This is a genomic window from Pseudomonas defluvii, from assembly GCF_001695625.1.
GTDB classification, from domain to species: domain Bacteria; phylum Pseudomonadota; class Gammaproteobacteria; order Pseudomonadales; family Pseudomonadaceae; genus Aquipseudomonas; species Aquipseudomonas defluvii.
The window spans coordinates 19319-37578 of record NZ_MBPN01000047.1 but is presented as its reverse complement, the minus strand read 5'-3'; the positions used below and the strand labels follow the sequence as shown (position 1 = coordinate 37578).

Here is an 18260-nt window from a genome sequence, read left to right as displayed (position 1 = left end):
AGGCTTGCCTGCGATGGTATCGGCGCGGTGTCCGTGGATACGCAGCGCCTGCATCGTTGACAAGTCAACTCCCACAGGGGGCCGCGCAGTACACTGCTTTTCTGTGGGAGCTGGCTTGCCTGCGATGGTATCGGCGCGGTGTCAGTGGGTACGCAGTGCCTGCATCATTGGCAAGCCAACACACACAGAGATCAACGCCAGAATGTTTTAGGCTTAAAAAACAAACCCCCGCTAAAAAGCGGGGGTTCGTCAGTACGCTGGCGACAACTTACAGTTGTGGGCCGGCGTTCTTGATGGCATCGGAAACGTCGAACTTCTTGAAGTTCTCGATGAACAGCTTGGCCAGGCCTTTGGCTGCTTCATCGTACGCTGCCTTGTCAGCCCAGGTGTTACGTGGGTTGAGCAGAACGGTTTCAACGCCTTCAACGGCCTTCGGCACGTCCAGGTTGATGATGTCCAGGTGTTCGGTTTCAGCACCGATCAGCGCACCGCTCTGGATCGCTGCGATCACCGCACGGGTGGTCGGGATGTTGAAACGCTTGCCAACGCCGTAGCCACCACCGGTCCAGCCAGTGTTGACCAGGTAGACCTTGGAGTTGAAGCCACGGATACGCTTGATCAGCAGCTCAGCGTATTCACCGGCAGGACGCGGGAAGAACGGAGCGCCGAAGCAGGTGGAGAAGGTCGACTTGATGCCGGAACCCGAACCCATTTCGGTGGAGCCAACCAGTGCGGTGTAACCCGACAGGAAGTGGTAGGCCGCCTGCTCTTCGCTGAGGATCGACACTGGCGGCAGTACGCCGGTCAGGTCGCAGGTCAGGAAGATGACCGCGTTTGGCTCGCCGCCGAGGTTTTTCGGTGCACGCTTCTCGATCAGTTCGCGCGGGTAGGCCGCACGGCTGTTCTGGGTCAGGCTGTCGTCCGCGTAGTCGGCTTTCTTGGTGACCGGGTCAATGACCACGTTCTCCAGAACAGCACCGTGCTGGATCGCTTTCCAGATGACCGGCTCGTTCTTCTCGGACAGGTCGATGCACTTGGCATAGCAACCGCCTTCGATGTTGAACACCACGCCTTCGCCCCAGCCGTGCTCGTCGTCACCGATCAGGTAACGGCTTTCGTCAGCCGACAGGGTGGTTTTACCAGTGCCGGACAGGCCGAAGAACAGGGTCACGTCGCCCTCTTCGCCCATGTTGGCAGCGCAGTGCATTGGCAGCACGTCGGCCGCTGGCAGCAGGAAGTTCTGTACCGAGAACATCGCTTTCTTCATCTCGCCGGCGTAACGCATGCCTGCGATCAGCACCTTTTTGGCGGCGAAGTTGATGATCACGGTGCCGTCGGAGTTGGTGCCATCACGCTCAGGTTCGCAGACAAAGTTCGGCGCGTTGATGATCTGCCATTCCTGCTTGGCGCCCGGATTGTAGGTTTCCGGGTTGATGAACAGGCAACGGCCAAACAGGTTGTGCCAAGCCGTCTCGGTGGTCATCTTGACCGCCAGGTAGTGGGCTTCGTCGGAACCGACATGCACGTGGGAAACGAAATGCTCGCGCTCGTTGACGTAGGCCTCGACGCGGTTCCACAGGGCATCGAACTTGTCGGCCGGGAACTTGCGGTTGATCGGGCCCCAGGCAATGGCGTCCTGAGTGGTTGGTTCTTCTACGATGAAACGGTCAACCGGCGAACGACCGGTGCGATGACCGGTTTTCACGACGAGGGCGCCAGTATCGGCCAGCTCACCTTCACCGCGGTTCAGGGCTTCTTGTACCAGCTCGTCGACACTCAGATCGGTGTACACGGCGTTGTTGGCTTGCGTCATGAGATTCCCCATCCGGCCTGAGGCCGAGTGCTCCAAACGTTTTGTAGTAGAACTTTTTAAACTACTACAGCGAAAAAAGTGGCCGGATTATGCCAGAAACGCCCAAAAAAAGTAGAGCCCTCCTGTCAGAACGGCGCTTTTCCGCCATTCGACAGGAGATTTACCTGAGCTTAAACGTTTCAGTGACGAGTATCTGACGGCGCCTCAACACCCGCACCTACGAACAATTGCGCCACATCAGAAGCATCGAACCGGTAGCGTTCGTTGCAGAACTGGCAATCGATCTCGATATGACCGCCATGCTCGGCCAGCAGTTGCTGCGCATCTTCCTGACCCAGGCTGACCAGTGCATTGCCCGAACGTTCGCGCGAGCAACTGCAACGGAAGCGCAGCGGCTGGATGTCGAACAGGCGCACAGCCTCTTCGTGGTACAGGCGGTGAAGGATGGTTTCGTTGTTCAGGCCAAGCAGTTCTTCATCACTCAGGGTGCTGGCCAGGGCAGTGACGTGCTGCCAGCTGGCGGCGCGATCGTCTTCATCTTTCTGGCGATCGGCAGGCAGTTGTTGAAGCAACATGCCACGGGCGTTTTTGCCATCGGCCTTGAGCCAGAAGCGCGTGCCAACCTGCTGGGACATGACGAAGTAGTTGGTGAAGCACTGCGACAGGTCCTCCCCGTCCAGGTCTACCAGGCCCTGGTAACGCTGGCCGTTGGTAGGGTCGACGGTCAGTGCGAGTACGCCGTCCGGCATCAATTCGCTCAGGGTCGCCGTATCGCCTATCTGGTCTGCATCGTAACGCGCCAGCCCGCGGATTTCGCGCTCGCTGGAGCACTCAACCATCAATAATGGAACCGGGCCTTCAGAGCGTGCCTGAAGAATCAGCAGGCCATCAAATTTCAGCGTGCCAACCAGCAGCGCCGCTGCCGCCATCAGCTCCCCGAGCAGTTGCGCGACGGGCTCCGGATAGGTGTGCTTGGCCAGCACTTCGGCGTAACTACGCTCGAGCGCAACCAGCTCACCGCGAACATCGCTTTCGTCGAAGATGAAGCGTTGGGTGTAGTCGGTATCGGGCAAATCGTGCATGAGTTCTGGCTTTCTAAGAGGTGACAAAATAAATGGGCTGGCCATCAAGGGCCGCGTCAGGGCACCTGCGGGTACCACGGTGTGCTGCTTGAACCGGGTATTTTATGGGCAATCGGCCACTGATCCAAGCGAAGCAAGGCGGGTTCACACAGACACACTGCAACCCCACCTACTCTGTTTCCGGTCATGGCCTTTTGACCAGTGCCTCTGCCGGCGTTTCGACGAATGGCAATGCCGGCCACACAAATGCTTAATGGCCGGTGTCGTGGAACTGGTGAAGCTGACGCCGTTGCTTCTTGGTCGGCCGCCCATCGGTGGTCACACCCAGAGCGCCCGCTTTGCGCAGGGCCGCCGCCTGTTCGCGGCGGGCAATACTCTGAGCTGTTTCCTCGTACAAGGCCTGGGCTTCGGGGGCACCACGGCGCACCACCGACAATGCCTTGACCACGACAGTGCGTTCGTCGAAACCGGTGCGCAAGACGAACTCATCGCCTATCCGTGGCTCCTTGCCCGGCTTGCAGCGCTCACCTCGGCAATGCACCTTGCCACTCTCGATGGCCGCCTTGGCCAACGCTCGGGTCTTGTAGAAACGTGCCGCCCACAACCATTTGTCCAGGCGAACCTTGTCGTCTTCTTCGGGCTTTTGTGCCATCTCATGTCCTCGATCGCAATCTGCAATCGAACTGTACTACCGTAACTGGCGGATGCAAAAAGTACGCGGCGTGCTTACAGTTCACCGATCATTTGAGCAGGTTTAGCAATTTGAAGACTTTTGACCATTTAACCGTGATCGGTCTACGCGAGTGGGTGGCGCTACCCGACCTCGGGGTAGCCGGCCTGCGTGCGAAAATCGACACCGGTGCCAGCACTTCAAGCCTGCATGCTACCGAGATCGAACCGTTCGAACGCGACGGCCAGCGCTGGGTTCGTTTCAACGCCCACCTGGGTTCGGTGGTGCAGTTGCGCCATCGACGCTGTGAAGCGCCATTGGTGGCGATGAAAACCATTAAAAGCTCCAACGGTCAGGCCCAGATCCGCTATGTGATCCGCACAACCCTGGCACTCGGCGACCGAGTCTGGGCGGTGGAGTTCACCCTGGCGTGCCGCAAGGCGATGCGCTATCGCCTGCTGCTGGGTTCCAAGGCCCTGGTTGACGGCCAATTGGTGGTCAATCCCGGGCTCAAGTATGTTCAGGACAAGCCGGCCTTTCCGGCCTCCCCCACCCCTTCCACAGGTGTTGCATGAAGATCGCTGTGCTGTCGCGAAACCCGCGTCTGTATTCCACTCGTCGTCTGGTCGAAGCCGGTACCCAACGCGGCCATGAGATGGTCGTGATCGACACGCTGCGCGCCTACATGAATATCGCCAGCCACAAACCGCAGATCCACTACCGTGGCAAACCACTTGAAGGCTTCGATGCGGTCATTCCACGCATCGGGGCCTCGGTGACCTTCTACGGCTGCGCGGTGCTGCGTCAGTTTGAAATGATGGGCGTGTTTCCGCTCAATGAGTCGGTGGCCATCGCCCGCTCGCGGGACAAGCTGCGCTCGCTACAGTTGCTGTCGCGGCGTGGTGTCGGCCTGCCCATCACCGGTTTCGCCCACTCGCCGGATGACATTCCCGACCTGATCCAGATGGTCAATGGCGCGCCACTGGTGATCAAGGTCCTCGAGGGCACCCAAGGCATTGGCGTGGTGTTGTGCGAAACCACCAAGGCCGCCGAATCGGTGATCGAGGCCTTCATGGGCCTGAAGCAGAACATCATGGTCCAGGAGTACATCAAGGAGGCCGGCGGTGCCGACATCCGTTGCTTCGTGGTCGGCGACAAGGTCATCGCCTCGATGAAACGCCAGGCCAAGCCGGGGGAGTTCCGCTCGAACCTGCATCGCGGAGGTACCGCCAGCCTGATCAAGATCACCCCGGAAGAACGCATGACCGCCATCCGTGCCGCCAAGGTGATGGGCCTGTCGGTAGCCGGTGTGGATATCCTGCGTTCCAACCATGGCCCGCTGGTGATGGAGGTGAACTCCTCGCCCGGCCTGGAAGGCATTGAGGTCACCACCGGCAAGGACGTTGCCGGGATGATCATCGAACACCTGGAGAAGAATGGCGGGCCGCACCTGACCCGCACCAAGGGTAAGGGCTAAACCGCGTCCCTGGGCAGCAACAAGCCCAGGGGCAGACGCACCCGTGCTTCCAGGCCGCCACCGGAACGGTTGCGCAGCTCGACATTGCCACCGTGCTGGGCCGCGATGCGCTTGACGATCGCCAGGCCCAGCCCGGTGCCTTTGCCACTGCGGGCACGGTCGCCGCGAATGAACGGGTTGAAGATGCCCTCCAGCTCGCTTGGATCAATACCCGTACCACGGTCCAGCACGCTCAGCACCACATAGGGCGCACTGCTGTCACCCGAGACATAGGCAGCCACTTCGACGCCCTTGCCGGCGTGATACAGCGCGTTGCCAATCAGGTTGTTCAACATGCGCTTGAGCGAAACCCGACGCAGCGGGAACGGCGGAATCGGCTCCAGGCACAAGCGCACCCGCTCTTCCGGCTGATTGAAGGGTGCCACCACCTCACGCACCAGATCGCTGAGGTCGACCTCCTCCACGGGCTCGTCACGGCCATCACGGATAAAGGCCAGGAACTGGTCGAGAATGGCGTCCATGTCCTCGATGTCGCGCACCATGCCGTCAGTCAGCTCACTGTCATTGCTCATCAACGACAGTGACAGGCGCAGCCGGGTCAAGGGCGTACGCAAGTCATGGGAAACACCGGCCAGCATCAACTCACGCTCGCGCCCGGCCTGCTCGACATCCTCGGCCATCTGGTTGAACGCCCGATACACTTCGGTCATCTCGCTGGGCGTATCGCTGATCGGCAAACGCACGCTACGCCCCTGCCCCAACTGCCGGGCCGCGAACACCAGACGTTTGAGCGGCTGATTGAGCTGGCGCACGAAGATCCAGGCCGAGGCCGTGGACAGCAAGCCAATGGCCAGGAACCACCCCAGCACGCTCCAGATTTTCTGGCCGCGCAGCGGGTGCGGGTACAGCGGCACTTTCAGCCAGCCATCGCCCAGGCTCGGTGCGCGCACCCACAGGGCCGGAGGGGCATGGATACGCAAGCGAACCTCGGTGTCGGCGCCCAGTTCGGCCTGCATCTGCCGCTGATAAATCTCACTGTAGGGCCAATGCTGCTCACCCTCAGGCACACCGGTACCGACCACCCGGATCAGGCCAGCGGCTTCGGCGATTTTTTCACGGTCCGCCTCGTCGGCGGCCCAATAGGCGCGCAAGGTCAAGGCCACGCCATGGCTGTACTGGCGATCGACAAGCACATCTTCGTTCATCAGCAGGTAAACCAAGGTCAGCGCCTTGGAAAACAGCACAACGATCAGCACCAGCCAAAGGGTGCGGGCGAAGAAGCTTTGCGGGAACCACAGCGGCGTTTTCATGGACAACAGCTACACACCTTGCAGGAGCGAGCATGGCTCGCAGGCTTTGCGGACCTCGACACAAGCAAAAAGCAGGGCACCGTTAAGGTAGCCCCGCTTCCTGTGACGCACGTCTACAACCGAAACGTTACTTGCCGGCGTTGCCGTCCGGTACGAACACATAACCAACACCCCAAACGGTCTGGATGTAGCGCGGTTTGGACGGGTCGGGCTCGATCATGCGCCGCAGACGCGAAATCTGTACGTCGATGGAGCGCTCCAGCGCATCCCATTCACGCCCTCGGGCCAGGTTCATCAGCTTGTCACGGGTGAGCGGCTCACGGGCGTGCATGACCAGTGCCTTGAGTACGGCGAATTCACCGGTGGTGAGCATGTGTACTTCGTCGCCACGCTTGAGCTCGCGGGTGGCCAGCGACAGTTCGTAGTCGCCAAAAGTGACGGTCTCGTCTTCAGTGCCCGGCGCACCTGGCACCGAAGGCGCCTGGCGGCGCAGCACGGCCTTGACCCGTGCCACCAGTTCGTCGGGGTTGAACGGCTTGGCCAGGTAATCGTCGGCGCCCAGTTCCAGGCCCTTGATCCGGCTCAGCTCGTCACCCTTGGCGGTAAGCATGATGATCGGGACCTGGTTGTTCGCCGCCCGCAGACGGCGACAGGCCGAGAGGCCATCCTCGCCCGGCAGCATCAGATCAAGCACGACCAGATTGAAGACTTCACGGGCCAGCAGGCGGTCCATCTGTTCGACATTCGGTACAGCGCGGGCACGAAAGCCCTTGCTGGTGAAAAAACGCTCCAGCAGGCTGCTCAGCCCCGGATCGTCATCGACGATGAGGATTTTCTCGCCTTCAGCGGTTTGTGCAGTGCTGCTCATAGGTCGCTCCTTTAATCTCGGCAAGCATTATGGCCTAGCCGCCACGGGCCGTGACGTGTGCATTGTTAGCAGATTTTTCCCCCGATGCCAGTCGGACCCGGCGCCAGGCTGGCCTGCTGCCATCACCGCAAGCCGGATGTGGCGGGTATAATGCGCGCCTTTGATCCACTGCCGCCCGCGCCCCGCGTCGGCCTGCGGCCCCCGCATTCACAATTTGTCAGGTGGTTTTATGGACAGCATCAACAGCCGCATTGCCGAAGAACTCGGCGTCCGCCCGCAGCAGGTCGAGGCGGCCGTGACCCTGCTTGATGAAGGCTCCACGGTGCCTTTTATCGCCCGTTACCGCAAGGAAGTCACCGGTAGCCTGGACGACACCCAACTGCGTCACCTGGAAGAGCGCCTGCGCTACCTGCGCGAACTCGACGAACGGCGCGTGAGCATCCTGGCGAGCATCGAGGAACAAGGCAAGCTGACACCCGAACTGGCCCGCGAGATCAAGCTGGCCGACACCAAGACCCGCCTTGAAGACCTTTACCTGCCTTATAAGCAGAAGCGCCGTACCAAGGGCCAGATCGCCCTGGAAGCCGGCTTGGGCGAGCTGGCCGACGGCCTGCTGAACGACCCGCAACTGAACCCGGAAACCGAAGCCGCGCGCTTCGTCGACGCCGAGAAAGGTGTTGCCGACGTCAAGGCGGCACTGGAAGGCGCCAAGTACATCCTGATGGAACGCTTCGCCGAAGACGCCAGCCTGCTCGCCAAGCTGCGCAGTTTCCTCAAGCAGGAAGCCGTGCTCAGCGCCCGCCTGGTGGCGGGCAAGGAAGAAGAAGGGGCCAAGTTCCGCGACTATTTCGAACACGATGAACTGCTCAAGAGCGTGCCATCGCACCGCGCATTGGCCATTTTCCGCGGCCGCAACGAAGGCGTGCTGGCCGCCTCGCTGAAAATTGGCGAAGAACTGCCGGGCACCCTGCACCCATGCGAGCTGATGATCGGTGAGCACTTCGGCCTGCGTAACCAGAACCGTCCTGCCGACAAGTGGCTGGGCGAGGTGGTGCGCTGGACCTGGAAGGTCAAGCTCTACACCCACCTGGAAACCGACCTGTTCGGTGAGCTGCGCGACAATGCCGAAAGCGAGGCCATCAACGTCTTCGCCCACAACCTGCATGACCTGCTGCTGGCCGCGCCGGCCGGCCCGCGCGCGACCCTGGGCCTCGACCCGGGCCTGCGTACCGGCTGCAAGGTAGCGGTGGTCGATGCCACCGGCAAGCTGCTCGACACCGCTACGGTGTACCCGCATGTACCCAAAAACCAGTGGGACCAGACCATCGCCGTGCTGGCCGCGCTGTGCGCCAAGCACTCGGTTGAACTGATCGCCATCGGCAACGGTACTGCCAGCCGCGAAACCGACAAACTGGCAGCCGAACTGATCAAGAAATATCCCGCCCTGAAAATGACCAAGATCATGGTCTCCGAAGCCGGCGCGTCGGTGTACTCGGCTTCGGAACTGGCTGCCCGCGAGTTCCCCGAGCTGGACGTATCCCTGCGCGGTGCGGTGTCCATTGCCCGTCGCCTGCAGGACCCGCTGGCCGAGCTGGTGAAGATCGATCCGAAGTCCATCGGGGTCGGCCAGTACCAGCATGACGTGTCGCAGCTCAAGCTGGCACGTGGCCTGGATGCCGTGGTCGAGGACTGCGTGAACGCCGTCGGCGTTGACGTCAACACCGCGTCGGTAGCACTGCTGTCGCGCATTTCCGGCCTGAACAGCACCCTGGCACAGAACATTGTCGCGCACCGCGATGCCAACGGTGCCTTCAAGACCCGCGCCGCGCTGAAGAAAGTCAGCCGCCTGGGCGAGAAGACCTTCGAGCAAGCGGCAGGCTTCCTGCGCGTCATGAACGGCGACAACCCGCTGGACGCCTCGGCTGTTCACCCGGAAGCCTACCCGCTGGTACAGCGTATCGCCGCCGAGACCGATCGCGACATTCGCTCGCTGATTGGTGACAGTGGCTTCCTCAAGCGCCTGGACCCGAAAAAGTTCACCGACGAGACTTTCGGCCTGCCAACCGTCACCGACATCCTCCAGGAACTGGACAAACCAGGCCGTGACCCGCGTCCGGAATTCAAGACCGCCGAGTTCCAGGAAGGCGTTGAAGACCTCAAGGACCTGCAACCCGGCATGATTCTCGAAGGCGTCGTGACCAACGTCACCAACTTCGGTGCCTTCGTCGACATCGGCGTGCATCAGGACGGCCTGGTGCATATTTCCGCGCTGTCGGAGAAGTTCATCAAGGACCCGCGTGAAGCCGTCAAGGCCGGTGACGTGGTCAAGGTCAAGGTCATGGAAGTGGACATCCCGCGCAAACGCGTTGGCCTGTCCATGCGCATGGGTGACACACCCGGCGAGAAAGTCGACGGCGCCCGTGGCAGTCGCCCAGGCTCGGCACCTCGCCAACAGAGCGCGCCGGCACGGGCCAAGGAAACCGCCGCCCCGGCAAACAACGCCATGGCCTCGCTGTTCGCCAACGCCAAACAGCTGAAGAAACGTTGATGGAAGCACCGGAAGGTATCGTCCAGAGCGCATTCAGCCAATTGCTTGGCTGCCGCCTGCAACGCCTGGACAACGGCGCTGCCGAGGTTGCCCTGTCGCTGCAGGAGCACCTGCGCAACCGTGGCGGCAAACTGCATGGCGGCGCGCTGTTCAGCCTGGTCGACATCGCCATGGGCCTGGCCTGTTCCAGTGCCCACGGTTTCGACCAGCAAAGCGTTACCCTGGAATGCAAAATCAACTACCTGCGTGCTGTCAGCGAAGGCGACGTGCTGTGTATCGCTCGTGTACTGCATGCCGGGCGACGCACGCTGGTGGTCGACGCCGACGTGCTTCAGGGCGACAAGTTGGTCGCCAAGGCCCAGGGGACCTTTTCGGTCCTCTAGCCGACGCTTGCTGTTTCAGGCTATTTTCGCCAGTGCGCAGGTACTGCCGAAACCGTCTTTTGTGCCCCGAGAATCGGGGCATGAACCTGCAGGCCCGGCCTGCGATAACCAGGCGACAACGCCAGTTCCTCTCTTCACCCTTGTAGACCGTCATCTCTACCCCCATATTGGGGCGACTGACCGTGAAGGAATCCATCTTGAGCGAACTTCTCAACCGCCGCCTGAGCCTGCTCGGCCAGCGTGACAACCTCTCCCTGCTCGAGCAGTGCCTGCATGGTATTGAGCGCGAATGCCTGCGCGTGACCGAGGACGGGCGCCTGGCACAGACCCCGCACCCCGAGGCGCTGGGCTCGGCCCTGACCCATGAACAGATCACCACGGACTATTCGGAGTCGCTGCTGGAGTTCATTACCCCAGCCCTGACCGACCCGGCAAAAACCCTGGAGAGCCTGGAGAATATCCACCGTTTCGCCTACGCCAAACTGGGCGACGAATACCTGTGGAGCCCGTCGATGCCCTGCCCGCTGCCCGCCGAGGAGGACATCCCGATCGCCTGGTATGGCACCTCCAACATCGGTCAGCTCAAGTACGTCTACCGCAAGGGCCTGGCCCTGCGCTATGGCCGCACCATGCAGTGCATCGCCGGTATTCATTACAATTTCTCGCTGCCGGAAAAACTCTGGCCACTGCTGATGCAGGCCGAAGGTGCCGAAGGCAGCGAGCGCGATTATCAGTCCGCCGCCTATATCGCCCTGATCCGTAACTTCAGGCGCTACAGCTGGCTGCTGATGTACCTGTTCGGTGCCTCGCCAGCGCTGGATGCGGGCTTCCTGCGTGGCCGCCCCCATCAGTTGGAAAGCTTTGACGCCAGCACCTTGTACCTGCCCTACGCCACCAGCCTGCGCATGAGTGACCTGGGCTACCAAAGCAATGCACAAGCCGGCCTGACGCCCTGCTACAACGACCTGAACAGCTATACCGACAGCTTGCGCAAAGCGGTGGGTACGCCTTACCCGCCGTATGTCGAAATCGGTACGCACAAGGATGGTGAGTGGATTCAGCTCAACACCAACATCCTGCAGATCGAGAACGAGTACTACTCCAACATTCGACCCAAGCGGGTGACCTACACCGGCGAGCGGCCGATCCAGGCATTGATGGCGCGTGGCGTGCAGTACGTCGAAGCGCGTTGCCTGGATATCAACCCCTTCCTGCCAACGGGCATCGACCTGGCTGAAGCGCGTTTCCTCGACGCCTTCCTGCTGTACTGCGCGCTGGAAGAAAGCCCGTTGCTGGAAAATGGCGAATGCGGCCAATGCACCAGCAACTTCCTTACCGTCGTCAAGGAAGGGCGCCGCCCAGGCCTGACGCTGCAACGCCAAGGGCAGCCGGTGACGCTCACGCAGTGGGCCGAGGAACTGCTGGAGCGCATTGCGCCGCTGGCACAATTGCTTGACCAGAGCCAGGGTGGACATGAGCACGTCAGCGCGCTGGCCCAGCAAAAGGCCAAGGTCGACGACCCTGAATTGACGCCTTCGGCCCAGGTGCTGGCGAGCATGACCGAGAACCGCGAAAGCTTCAGTGAGTTCTCCTTGCGCCAGAGCAAGGTTCACGCCGAATACTTGCGCAGCCAGGCATTGCCTGCCGAGGAACTGCAGCGTTTCGAGGCTATGGCCCGCACGTCACTCGCCGCTCAGGCTGAACTTGAGCGCCAGGAAGTGGGGGATTTCGACCTGTTCGTCAGCGCCTACCAGGCCAGCATCCTGGCGATCAGCAACTGACATGACCCGTACCACCACTCCACGTAAACCTCGCGCCCGTAGCCAGGCCCGCATCGACTCCATTCTCGATGCGGCCCGTACGCTACTGGCCAGCGAGGGTGTGGCCAGCCTGTCGATCTACAGCGTGGCCGAGCGGGCGCAGATTCCCCCTTCGTCGGTGTATCACTTCTTCGCCAGTGTTCCGGCACTGCTTGAGGCCCTCACTGCCGATGTTCACCGTGCGTTCCGGGCCTGCCTGCAGGCCCCCATCGAGCCGACGCGGCTGAACACCTGGCATGACCTGTCACGGCTGGTGGAACAGCGCATGCTGAGCATCTACAACGACGATGCAGCTGCCCGCCAGTTGATCCTCGCCCAGCATGGCCTGAGCGAAGTGACCCAGGCTGATCGCCAGCACGACATCGAACTGGGCGACTTGATGCACAAGCTGTTCGAGCAGCACTTCCAGTTGCCGGTACTGCCGAATGACGTGGATGTGTTTGCACTGGCCATGGAGCTGGGCGACCGGGTCTACGCCCGCTCGATACAGCTTTACGGGCAGATTACCCCGCGCATGGCGGAAGAAGGCATGCGCGTATTCGACGCCTACCTGGGCCTCTACCTGCCACCGTTCCTGCCTCGTCGGTAGTACGCCAACCCCCAGCAATATCTCCAGCAATATGTAGTGCCTCCACCACACGCGATGCGTGTGAACTGAAAGGAGCGGCAAACACGGCGCCGCTCAACTTAGTCACGGAGGGCACCCATGCCAGATTTTTTTGAAATCACATTCCCTGAGCCTACCGACCTGAAGGAGACCGTTATCGGTACCCGCTCCGGTACAGGTAACTCGCTCCACCAGGCCAGCATGGCCCTCAACCAGATCATCCCGGCGTTGCAAGCGCTGATGGCGCAATCCCCTGGCCTGCAGCAATCCATTGCCAGCATGCTCTCCCAGCAGTGGAACATCGATCCACGCCTGTGCGGTGTGCAACACGACGCGACCCAGGTGAGCCTGTTGGACATGTCGGCCTACCTGCTCGCCAGCCCGGCGTTTTCCAATCTGTTTACAGAAGACTGGACCACCTATGGGGTGGATAACAACGCCAGTGCAACCCAAATGAGCGGTGCCGACTGGGTCCGTCGAATCAACGCCCTGACACCAGGCCGGTTGGTAGCACAGGTCTACAGCACATACTGGGCGCAACGCATGCCCGGGCATGCGCACGCTCGCCTGGCGCAAGGAGAAAGCCTGCTGCAACAGCATTTCACCCACAGCATCGACCTGGCTTACGGCCTCGGGAACATTGACGAACACGCCTGGTACCAAGGGCATGCGGCCAGCACCTGGGCGGCGGTTTACTGGGAACACTCGGACAAAATGCGTGAGCTGGCGCAGGCCACGCTAGTGGTTCAGCCACTGGCCGAGCAGGCCCCATGGCTGCTGTATCGCCCCGGCGATACGACAACCCTTCGCGCATACGCTGATCGTGCAGCCCTGGAGAGTGGCTTGAACGAACTGCGCGCCACCTTATGGCCAGACCTGCCAGCCACCGAGGATGACGACAATACGTCCGGGGCACCGGTCATCAGCCCGCTTGAAGAAAGCGCTTTCGGCTTTGTACTGAAGCAACTGCTGCTCGACCATGAAGAGCGCGCACTGCCGTTACTCGAGCAGGCCTGCCTGAACCAGACGAAGGACCAGAACCAGGAGCCCGGCAACCTCGACTGGCAGTCGATCACCGACTGGGAGCAACGCAGCAGCCTGCGCCTCGTGGCACCTCTGGCCGATGAAACCTCGACCCTGATCCGCAACACCCTGCAACACGAACAGCAGCTGGCTGAAGAACAACTGCATTTCGATGCACTCAGCCCTGTGCTGCCGCTGCTCTGGCGAACCTCGCGCATCGCGGCCTATCAAGCAGCCCTTGAGCGCTACGTGGGCGACGATACGGCAGTCACTGCGCCAGCCATGGTTACCTTGCGCGCCCTTGAAGAAGCGCTGGAGCAACACCAGGAAAAAACCTCCAGGCACCTGGAACAGTTGCCCGACCCCCTCTCCCCTGCCGACTGGCAAGAACACGTCGAGGGCACCTCTCGCTTCGACTTCATCAGCCACCGCCTGGCTCAGGCACTGCTCGCCGAAGCGCGTCTGCAGCAGACGCTGGGTGAATTGAACGACGCGCAATTCGCGCTCATCGACGCCGTCGTGGCACAACCGGAATACACCCCAGAGCACACGGTCGAGGTTGCCAGGCTGACACTGGTCATAGGCAATCAACAGTGGCCACTGCACGGCTTTCTGACCTTTCGGCCCGCCGCAGAAACAACGACGCAGGAAAATGACGTACTGCTCTATCGGTCTGGACGCGATGGCGGGCTGAAGGCGTTTGCTGACGAAACGCTACTGACACAAGCGCTGCTCGAAAGCCTGTCCGGGCTGTGGGCCAATACCCTGATCGACAGTGTCGGGCCAACAGCGTCCCAAGCGCTGTTGACCGCGCTGGCCAGCAGCCAGGAACCGGCGCGCCTGGAAAGCACCCCGCTGATCACCCACTGCTTTGATCACTGCGTGCAGACGATCATTGACGCCATACAACCAGAAGACGCCGAACAGGTCGAGCCCAGCACTGAAGCTCACGCCTGGTTGAGCACGCTGTTGTCGATTCCCAGAAACGAAGCCCGAACGCAAGCCTTCAACGCGATTGCCGAACAGAACAGAACCGAAAACATCGTCAAGCAGTTTGACACCCGGCTAAACCGCCTGTCGGCTGAAGAGAGAAACGCCCTGACTGCCGGCTTCCAGCAGTACAGTCAGGCGATGGTAGCCTCCATCGTCTGCCTGGAACAGAGCCTGCCCGAACGCACCCAGTTCGCACGGGACAAGCTGGCGCAGCAATTGCGCAAAGATCTCGGGCTTACGACCGTCCCAACGATCACGGTAAACCTGCCGGACCAGGTCGACATGTACCAAGAGCCGATTGCCGGCTCGGGCCAAGCGCATGCGACCAGGACGGTCTTCGTACCGAGTGAAGCGCGCAGCGATATTCCCCTGGAGAACCTGCTCCTGGGGGCTATGGATGAGAACGTTCTGCAACGCATGAACTACATGCGTTTTGCCTTCGATCCTCCCGAAAGCAGCACACGCCTGAGCAATGCCTTGACCAGCGCCTACCTGGCTCGCCTCGACAAGACGCTCGATCTGGCGGGGGCTTATGAAAGTGCCATCCTCGAAGCCTTCAATGGCTCGGAAGGCGACACGGAAATGGCAAAAGAGTGGCGTGATGAAGTACTCCGTCGGCCGTTTGCACTCAGCCTGGAACTCTTTGCCCTGAGCAAACCTGCAGATCTGGACGACCATGGGCAGGCCCTGCTGCGCGATGCGGCAGCGGGTACGATTGAATGGACACCCTTGAACCTCAACCCCGGTGTTGCCGCTGACGGTTCCAGCCATGAGGTCGCGCTGTCCGGCGTGTTCCTGCTGCAAAACGCCAGCCACGACACCGTCATCCTTTACCTGCCAGAAGCACCCAACGGCCGTATTGTCAGCCAGCACCCAGACGCAACAGCGGCCTGCCAGGCGTTGGAGCAAATGGCATTGAACAGCACCATGCTCGACTGGCTGGCAACGCGTCCCGTAGCAGGCGACCCGGAACGGCATCGCAGCTACATCAATCAGGCGCTGCTGAAGAGTTTCACAGGCTTTATTGCCCCCGGCACACGCCAAACCCTTTCGCTGGCCACGCACCTGAGCCGGCTGCAAATGGGCCGGTTGATCACTCAGCATCGAAAAACAGCCCGCAGCCAACGCGAGCTGTATCTGGAAGAAGCGGCGATCCGCCACAACCGGGTATACGACTATATCCATCTATGCCTGTCATTCGTGCCGGGTGTCGGTGTCGCGGTGGGGCTCTACGATGGCTGGAACGCCTCCACCGCTGCAGTCGAAGCCTTTATGCGCGGGCAACACAGCCAAGGCGTCGATCACTTGAATTCGGTCGTACTGTCGATCATTGATGCATTACTCGACATTGCCCCAGGTCTCGGCGCCACGCCAAGCGCACGCGTGGCCAGCGCACGCGCGCACACTCGATTGCGACAAACCCAAGCGCAGCGGACAACCTTGGGCAAGACCGTGCGCACGGTCTCACCCGACCCGTTCAAAGGCTACGAAACAGAGATGCCGACACACACGGTGCGGTTGGACAGCGCAGGCTATACACGCAATACGCTCGCGCTGGACGGCAAGCGCTACATCAGCCGCCACGGCCGTTACTACGAAGTGCAATGGGACGCGACCTACAACACCTGGCGCTTGAAAGGCAACGCACTCAAGCACTACAAGCAACCCATAAGGCTCAGCGAAGATGGCGTCTGGGAAACCCATGGGCACCTGAGCGGCCTGCTGGTCGAGAGTGGCCTGCAGGGTGGAGGGCAGGAGTTAGGCCGGCTGGTCGAGAGTGGAGGGCAGAGGTTCAGCCGGCTGTACAACAATGGCTGGGAAACCCTGCACGGCTACCTTCGCCGCCTGCGCGGCAACGCCATCGAGCAACCGGAGGATGAGCTGAGACGAATGAGGCGTGAAACCGATCAGCACAAGGAAGCGCTCACGGCTGCGATCCAGGAGGCCCGCAATACGAGCGTCATCGGAGAACCTGCCGTTCCTGCTCCAATTCGCAAAGCACATCAGGACGCGATCACGGTGTGCCAGCGTTTTGTCGAACACAATGATCACTGCCTGCAGACCCTCAACCGCTTGAAACCAAGCATCAACCGCCAGCTTTACCGCCGCTTGCTGGACGAGTACCTGACAGATGGATCCAATCAAAACCTGCTACTGATCCAGCTACGCGACAGAGCAACGCGCGCAATACTCCGCAATCAAAAAATTCTCGACGCAGAGCTCGAAGCGTTCATCAACTCTCAGCCAACTGACGTGGAGGCAAACAGAGCACGCCTCCACGCCCACAGAAATTCAATCCGCAATAACAGTAAACAGATGCTCGAGCAATTCGAAGAGCTTGGTCAAGCCTTCGATCGCCATCTGAATTTACGCAAAAAACTCCAAGGCCCAGCGCTGAGCGAATACGACACCAGGTTCAATTCAATTGAACTGCTGCTAGGGTCGCCACAGGCGTACAGATTGGCAAAATTGGATGTACAGAGTTCGCTACTCGTCAATTTTGACCACTCGCACGACATCGACTTCAACCTGTTCCACAACCAGTTCAAGACAAAGCGGCGCAATCTGGTACTCACGCTGCTAAGCCAGCACCAGTTACAGGAAGCTGACCTGAGCAGAGCCAGATATGGCGAGGCATTGAGAGCGCTCAGGGGACAATACACAACCTTCACCTCCTACCTTGACGCCTGGTCAAACAATTTCCCGCTGTTCATTGATACGGAAACCGTAACCAGCTTTCGTAGCATGCTGACGCAACTGATCAACGAGATCGACAATACCTTGATCAATTACCGGCTCCCAGAACGACGTGCCGGACGCCGCAGTACAGCCCGAGTATTCCAAACGGATGACCAGCAACTGCTTATAGGACGTCAGGTGAATGTTGGTGGTGAGGAACACATGGTGGTGCTGAACAATATGGACGAAAACTATGCCGAAAGTTTTCGTCGGATTGACGGAGATCGCTGGCAGAGTACGGTACCGGCCAGAAGCCGAACAATTGACCCAAGCCGTATTAACGAACTGCAAAACCGGGCCCGCGAGCAACTGGCCGGCATCGCGGAGCAAAAAAACCGCTGGCAAGGCTATATGGCTACTGACATGGCGCCAGCCAGCCTGCAAAACATCGCCGAGCACTACGCGACCAACTTGCGCGAACGGGCACTCGATCTCCAGGATGCCCTGGGGGATCGGGCCACCAGCGACCAGCGTCAGTTGATGCAACGCCTGAGGGATGCAGCCAGGAATCTGGACCTGCATGGCAAGCAGCTGCGCATCTCTAAAATCAAGACCACCCGACAACCGAACATCGGTCAGCTGCAGTTTCTTCACGAGCAGAATGCCGTCGAGGCGCGGTGGGGACGCATCCTGGAACCGAAAAAAGACAGCAAAGGTCGGCCGATCGAGTACCTGGAAGAGTATGAAGTGATAGATCTGGCGGCCAACACCGTGCTTTGGTACGCCCACTTCCACTTTCCACAGCGCCCCGGCAGCGGTTTCCGCAAATTAAGTGCGGGCCATTTGAAGGTGCGCAGTGAGCGCAATGTATCAAACGCCTGGCACGGACCTATCAACGAGGCAGAGGCGATGAAGCTGTTTGGCGGGCTACGCCCGGCAGCCGAGTAAACCGGCGCAACCACGCCCCGGCGGGTCAAGGCTGGCCCG

General features: G+C 60.6%; 12 protein-coding genes. 7 read left to right on the top strand and 5 right to left on the bottom strand.

Annotated elements, in window-relative coordinates:
- Window positions 1–268: 268 nt before the first annotated feature.
- The 3 genes from EKA13_RS14550 to EKA13_RS14540 form a co-directional block, all read right to left on the bottom strand.
- On the bottom strand, window positions 269–1813 hold the full coding sequence (locus EKA13_RS14550) for a phosphoenolpyruvate carboxykinase (protein WP_065760105.1): 1545 nt from the start codon (window positions 1811–1813) through the stop codon (window positions 269–271).
- 179 nt (window positions 1814–1992) lie between these two features.
- Window positions 1993–2895, bottom strand: coding sequence for an Hsp33 family molecular chaperone HslO (gene hslO / locus EKA13_RS14545; protein WP_065760104.1), 903 nt, complete (start codon window positions 2893–2895; stop codon window positions 1993–1995).
- A gap of 250 nt (window positions 2896–3145) precedes the next feature.
- On the bottom strand, window positions 3146–3547 hold the full coding sequence (locus tag EKA13_RS14540; RefSeq protein WP_065760103.1) for an RNA-binding S4 domain-containing protein: 402 nt from the start codon (window positions 3545–3547) through the stop codon (window positions 3146–3148).
- Between the two features lie 110 nt (window positions 3548–3657).
- Between EKA13_RS14540 and rimB the strand changes: the two genes are divergently transcribed.
- Window positions 3658–4140 carry a retropepsin-like aspartic endopeptidase RimB gene (rimB, locus tag EKA13_RS14535; RefSeq protein WP_065760102.1) on the top strand — a complete coding sequence of 161 codons (483 nt, stop codon included), beginning with the start codon at window positions 3658–3660 and terminating at the stop codon, window positions 4138–4140.
- Window positions 4137–5042: a 30S ribosomal protein S6--L-glutamate ligase gene (gene rimK, locus EKA13_RS14530; protein WP_065760101.1), complete on the top strand. Its 906-nt coding sequence runs from the start codon at window positions 4137–4139 to the stop codon at window positions 5040–5042. The genes rimB and rimK overlap by 4 nt, the downstream gene beginning before the upstream one ends.
- Here the strand turns inward: rimK and EKA13_RS14525 are convergent.
- Together EKA13_RS14525 and ompR are read right to left on the bottom strand one after the other, a co-directional pair.
- On the bottom strand, window positions 5039–6352 hold the full coding sequence (locus EKA13_RS14525; RefSeq protein ID WP_065760100.1) for an ATP-binding protein: 1314 nt from the start codon (window positions 6350–6352) through the stop codon (window positions 5039–5041). The two genes, rimK and EKA13_RS14525, sit on opposite strands and share 4 nt — an antisense overlap.
- 127 nt (window positions 6353–6479) lie before the next feature.
- The gene (gene ompR, locus EKA13_RS14520) at window positions 6480–7220 is read right to left on the bottom strand and encodes an osmolarity response regulator transcription factor OmpR (RefSeq protein WP_065760099.1); all 741 of its coding nucleotides are present in this window, start codon (window positions 7218–7220) and stop codon (window positions 6480–6482) included.
- 229 nt (window positions 7221–7449) lie between these two features.
- Here ompR and EKA13_RS14515 point away from each other — a divergent pair, with 229 nt between their 5' ends.
- From EKA13_RS14515 to EKA13_RS14495, 5 genes are all read left to right on the top strand, one after another.
- Complete coding sequence (locus EKA13_RS14515) at window positions 7450–9768, top strand: Tex family protein (protein ID WP_065760098.1); 2319 nt, start codon at window positions 7450–7452, stop codon at window positions 9766–9768.
- Window positions 9768–10151, top strand: a complete 384-nt coding sequence (locus EKA13_RS14510) for a PaaI family thioesterase (RefSeq protein ID WP_065760097.1) — start codon at window positions 9768–9770, stop codon at window positions 10149–10151. The genes EKA13_RS14515 and EKA13_RS14510 overlap by 1 nt, the downstream gene beginning before the upstream one ends.
- Before the next feature lie 197 nt (window positions 10152–10348).
- On the top strand, window positions 10349–11932 hold the full coding sequence (gene gshA / locus EKA13_RS14505) for a glutamate--cysteine ligase (protein ID WP_065760096.1): 1584 nt from the start codon (window positions 10349–10351) through the stop codon (window positions 11930–11932).
- A 1-nt stretch (window position 11933) separates the two neighbouring features.
- Entirely contained in the window at window positions 11934–12560 is a 627-nt protein-coding gene (locus EKA13_RS14500; RefSeq protein WP_065760095.1) for a TetR/AcrR family transcriptional regulator, read from the top strand.
- 117 nt (window positions 12561–12677) lie between these two features.
- Window positions 12678–18221, top strand: coding sequence for a dermonecrotic toxin domain-containing protein (locus EKA13_RS14495; RefSeq protein ID WP_065760094.1), 5544 nt, complete (start codon window positions 12678–12680; stop codon window positions 18219–18221).
- Window positions 18222–18260: the final 39 nt, after the last annotated feature.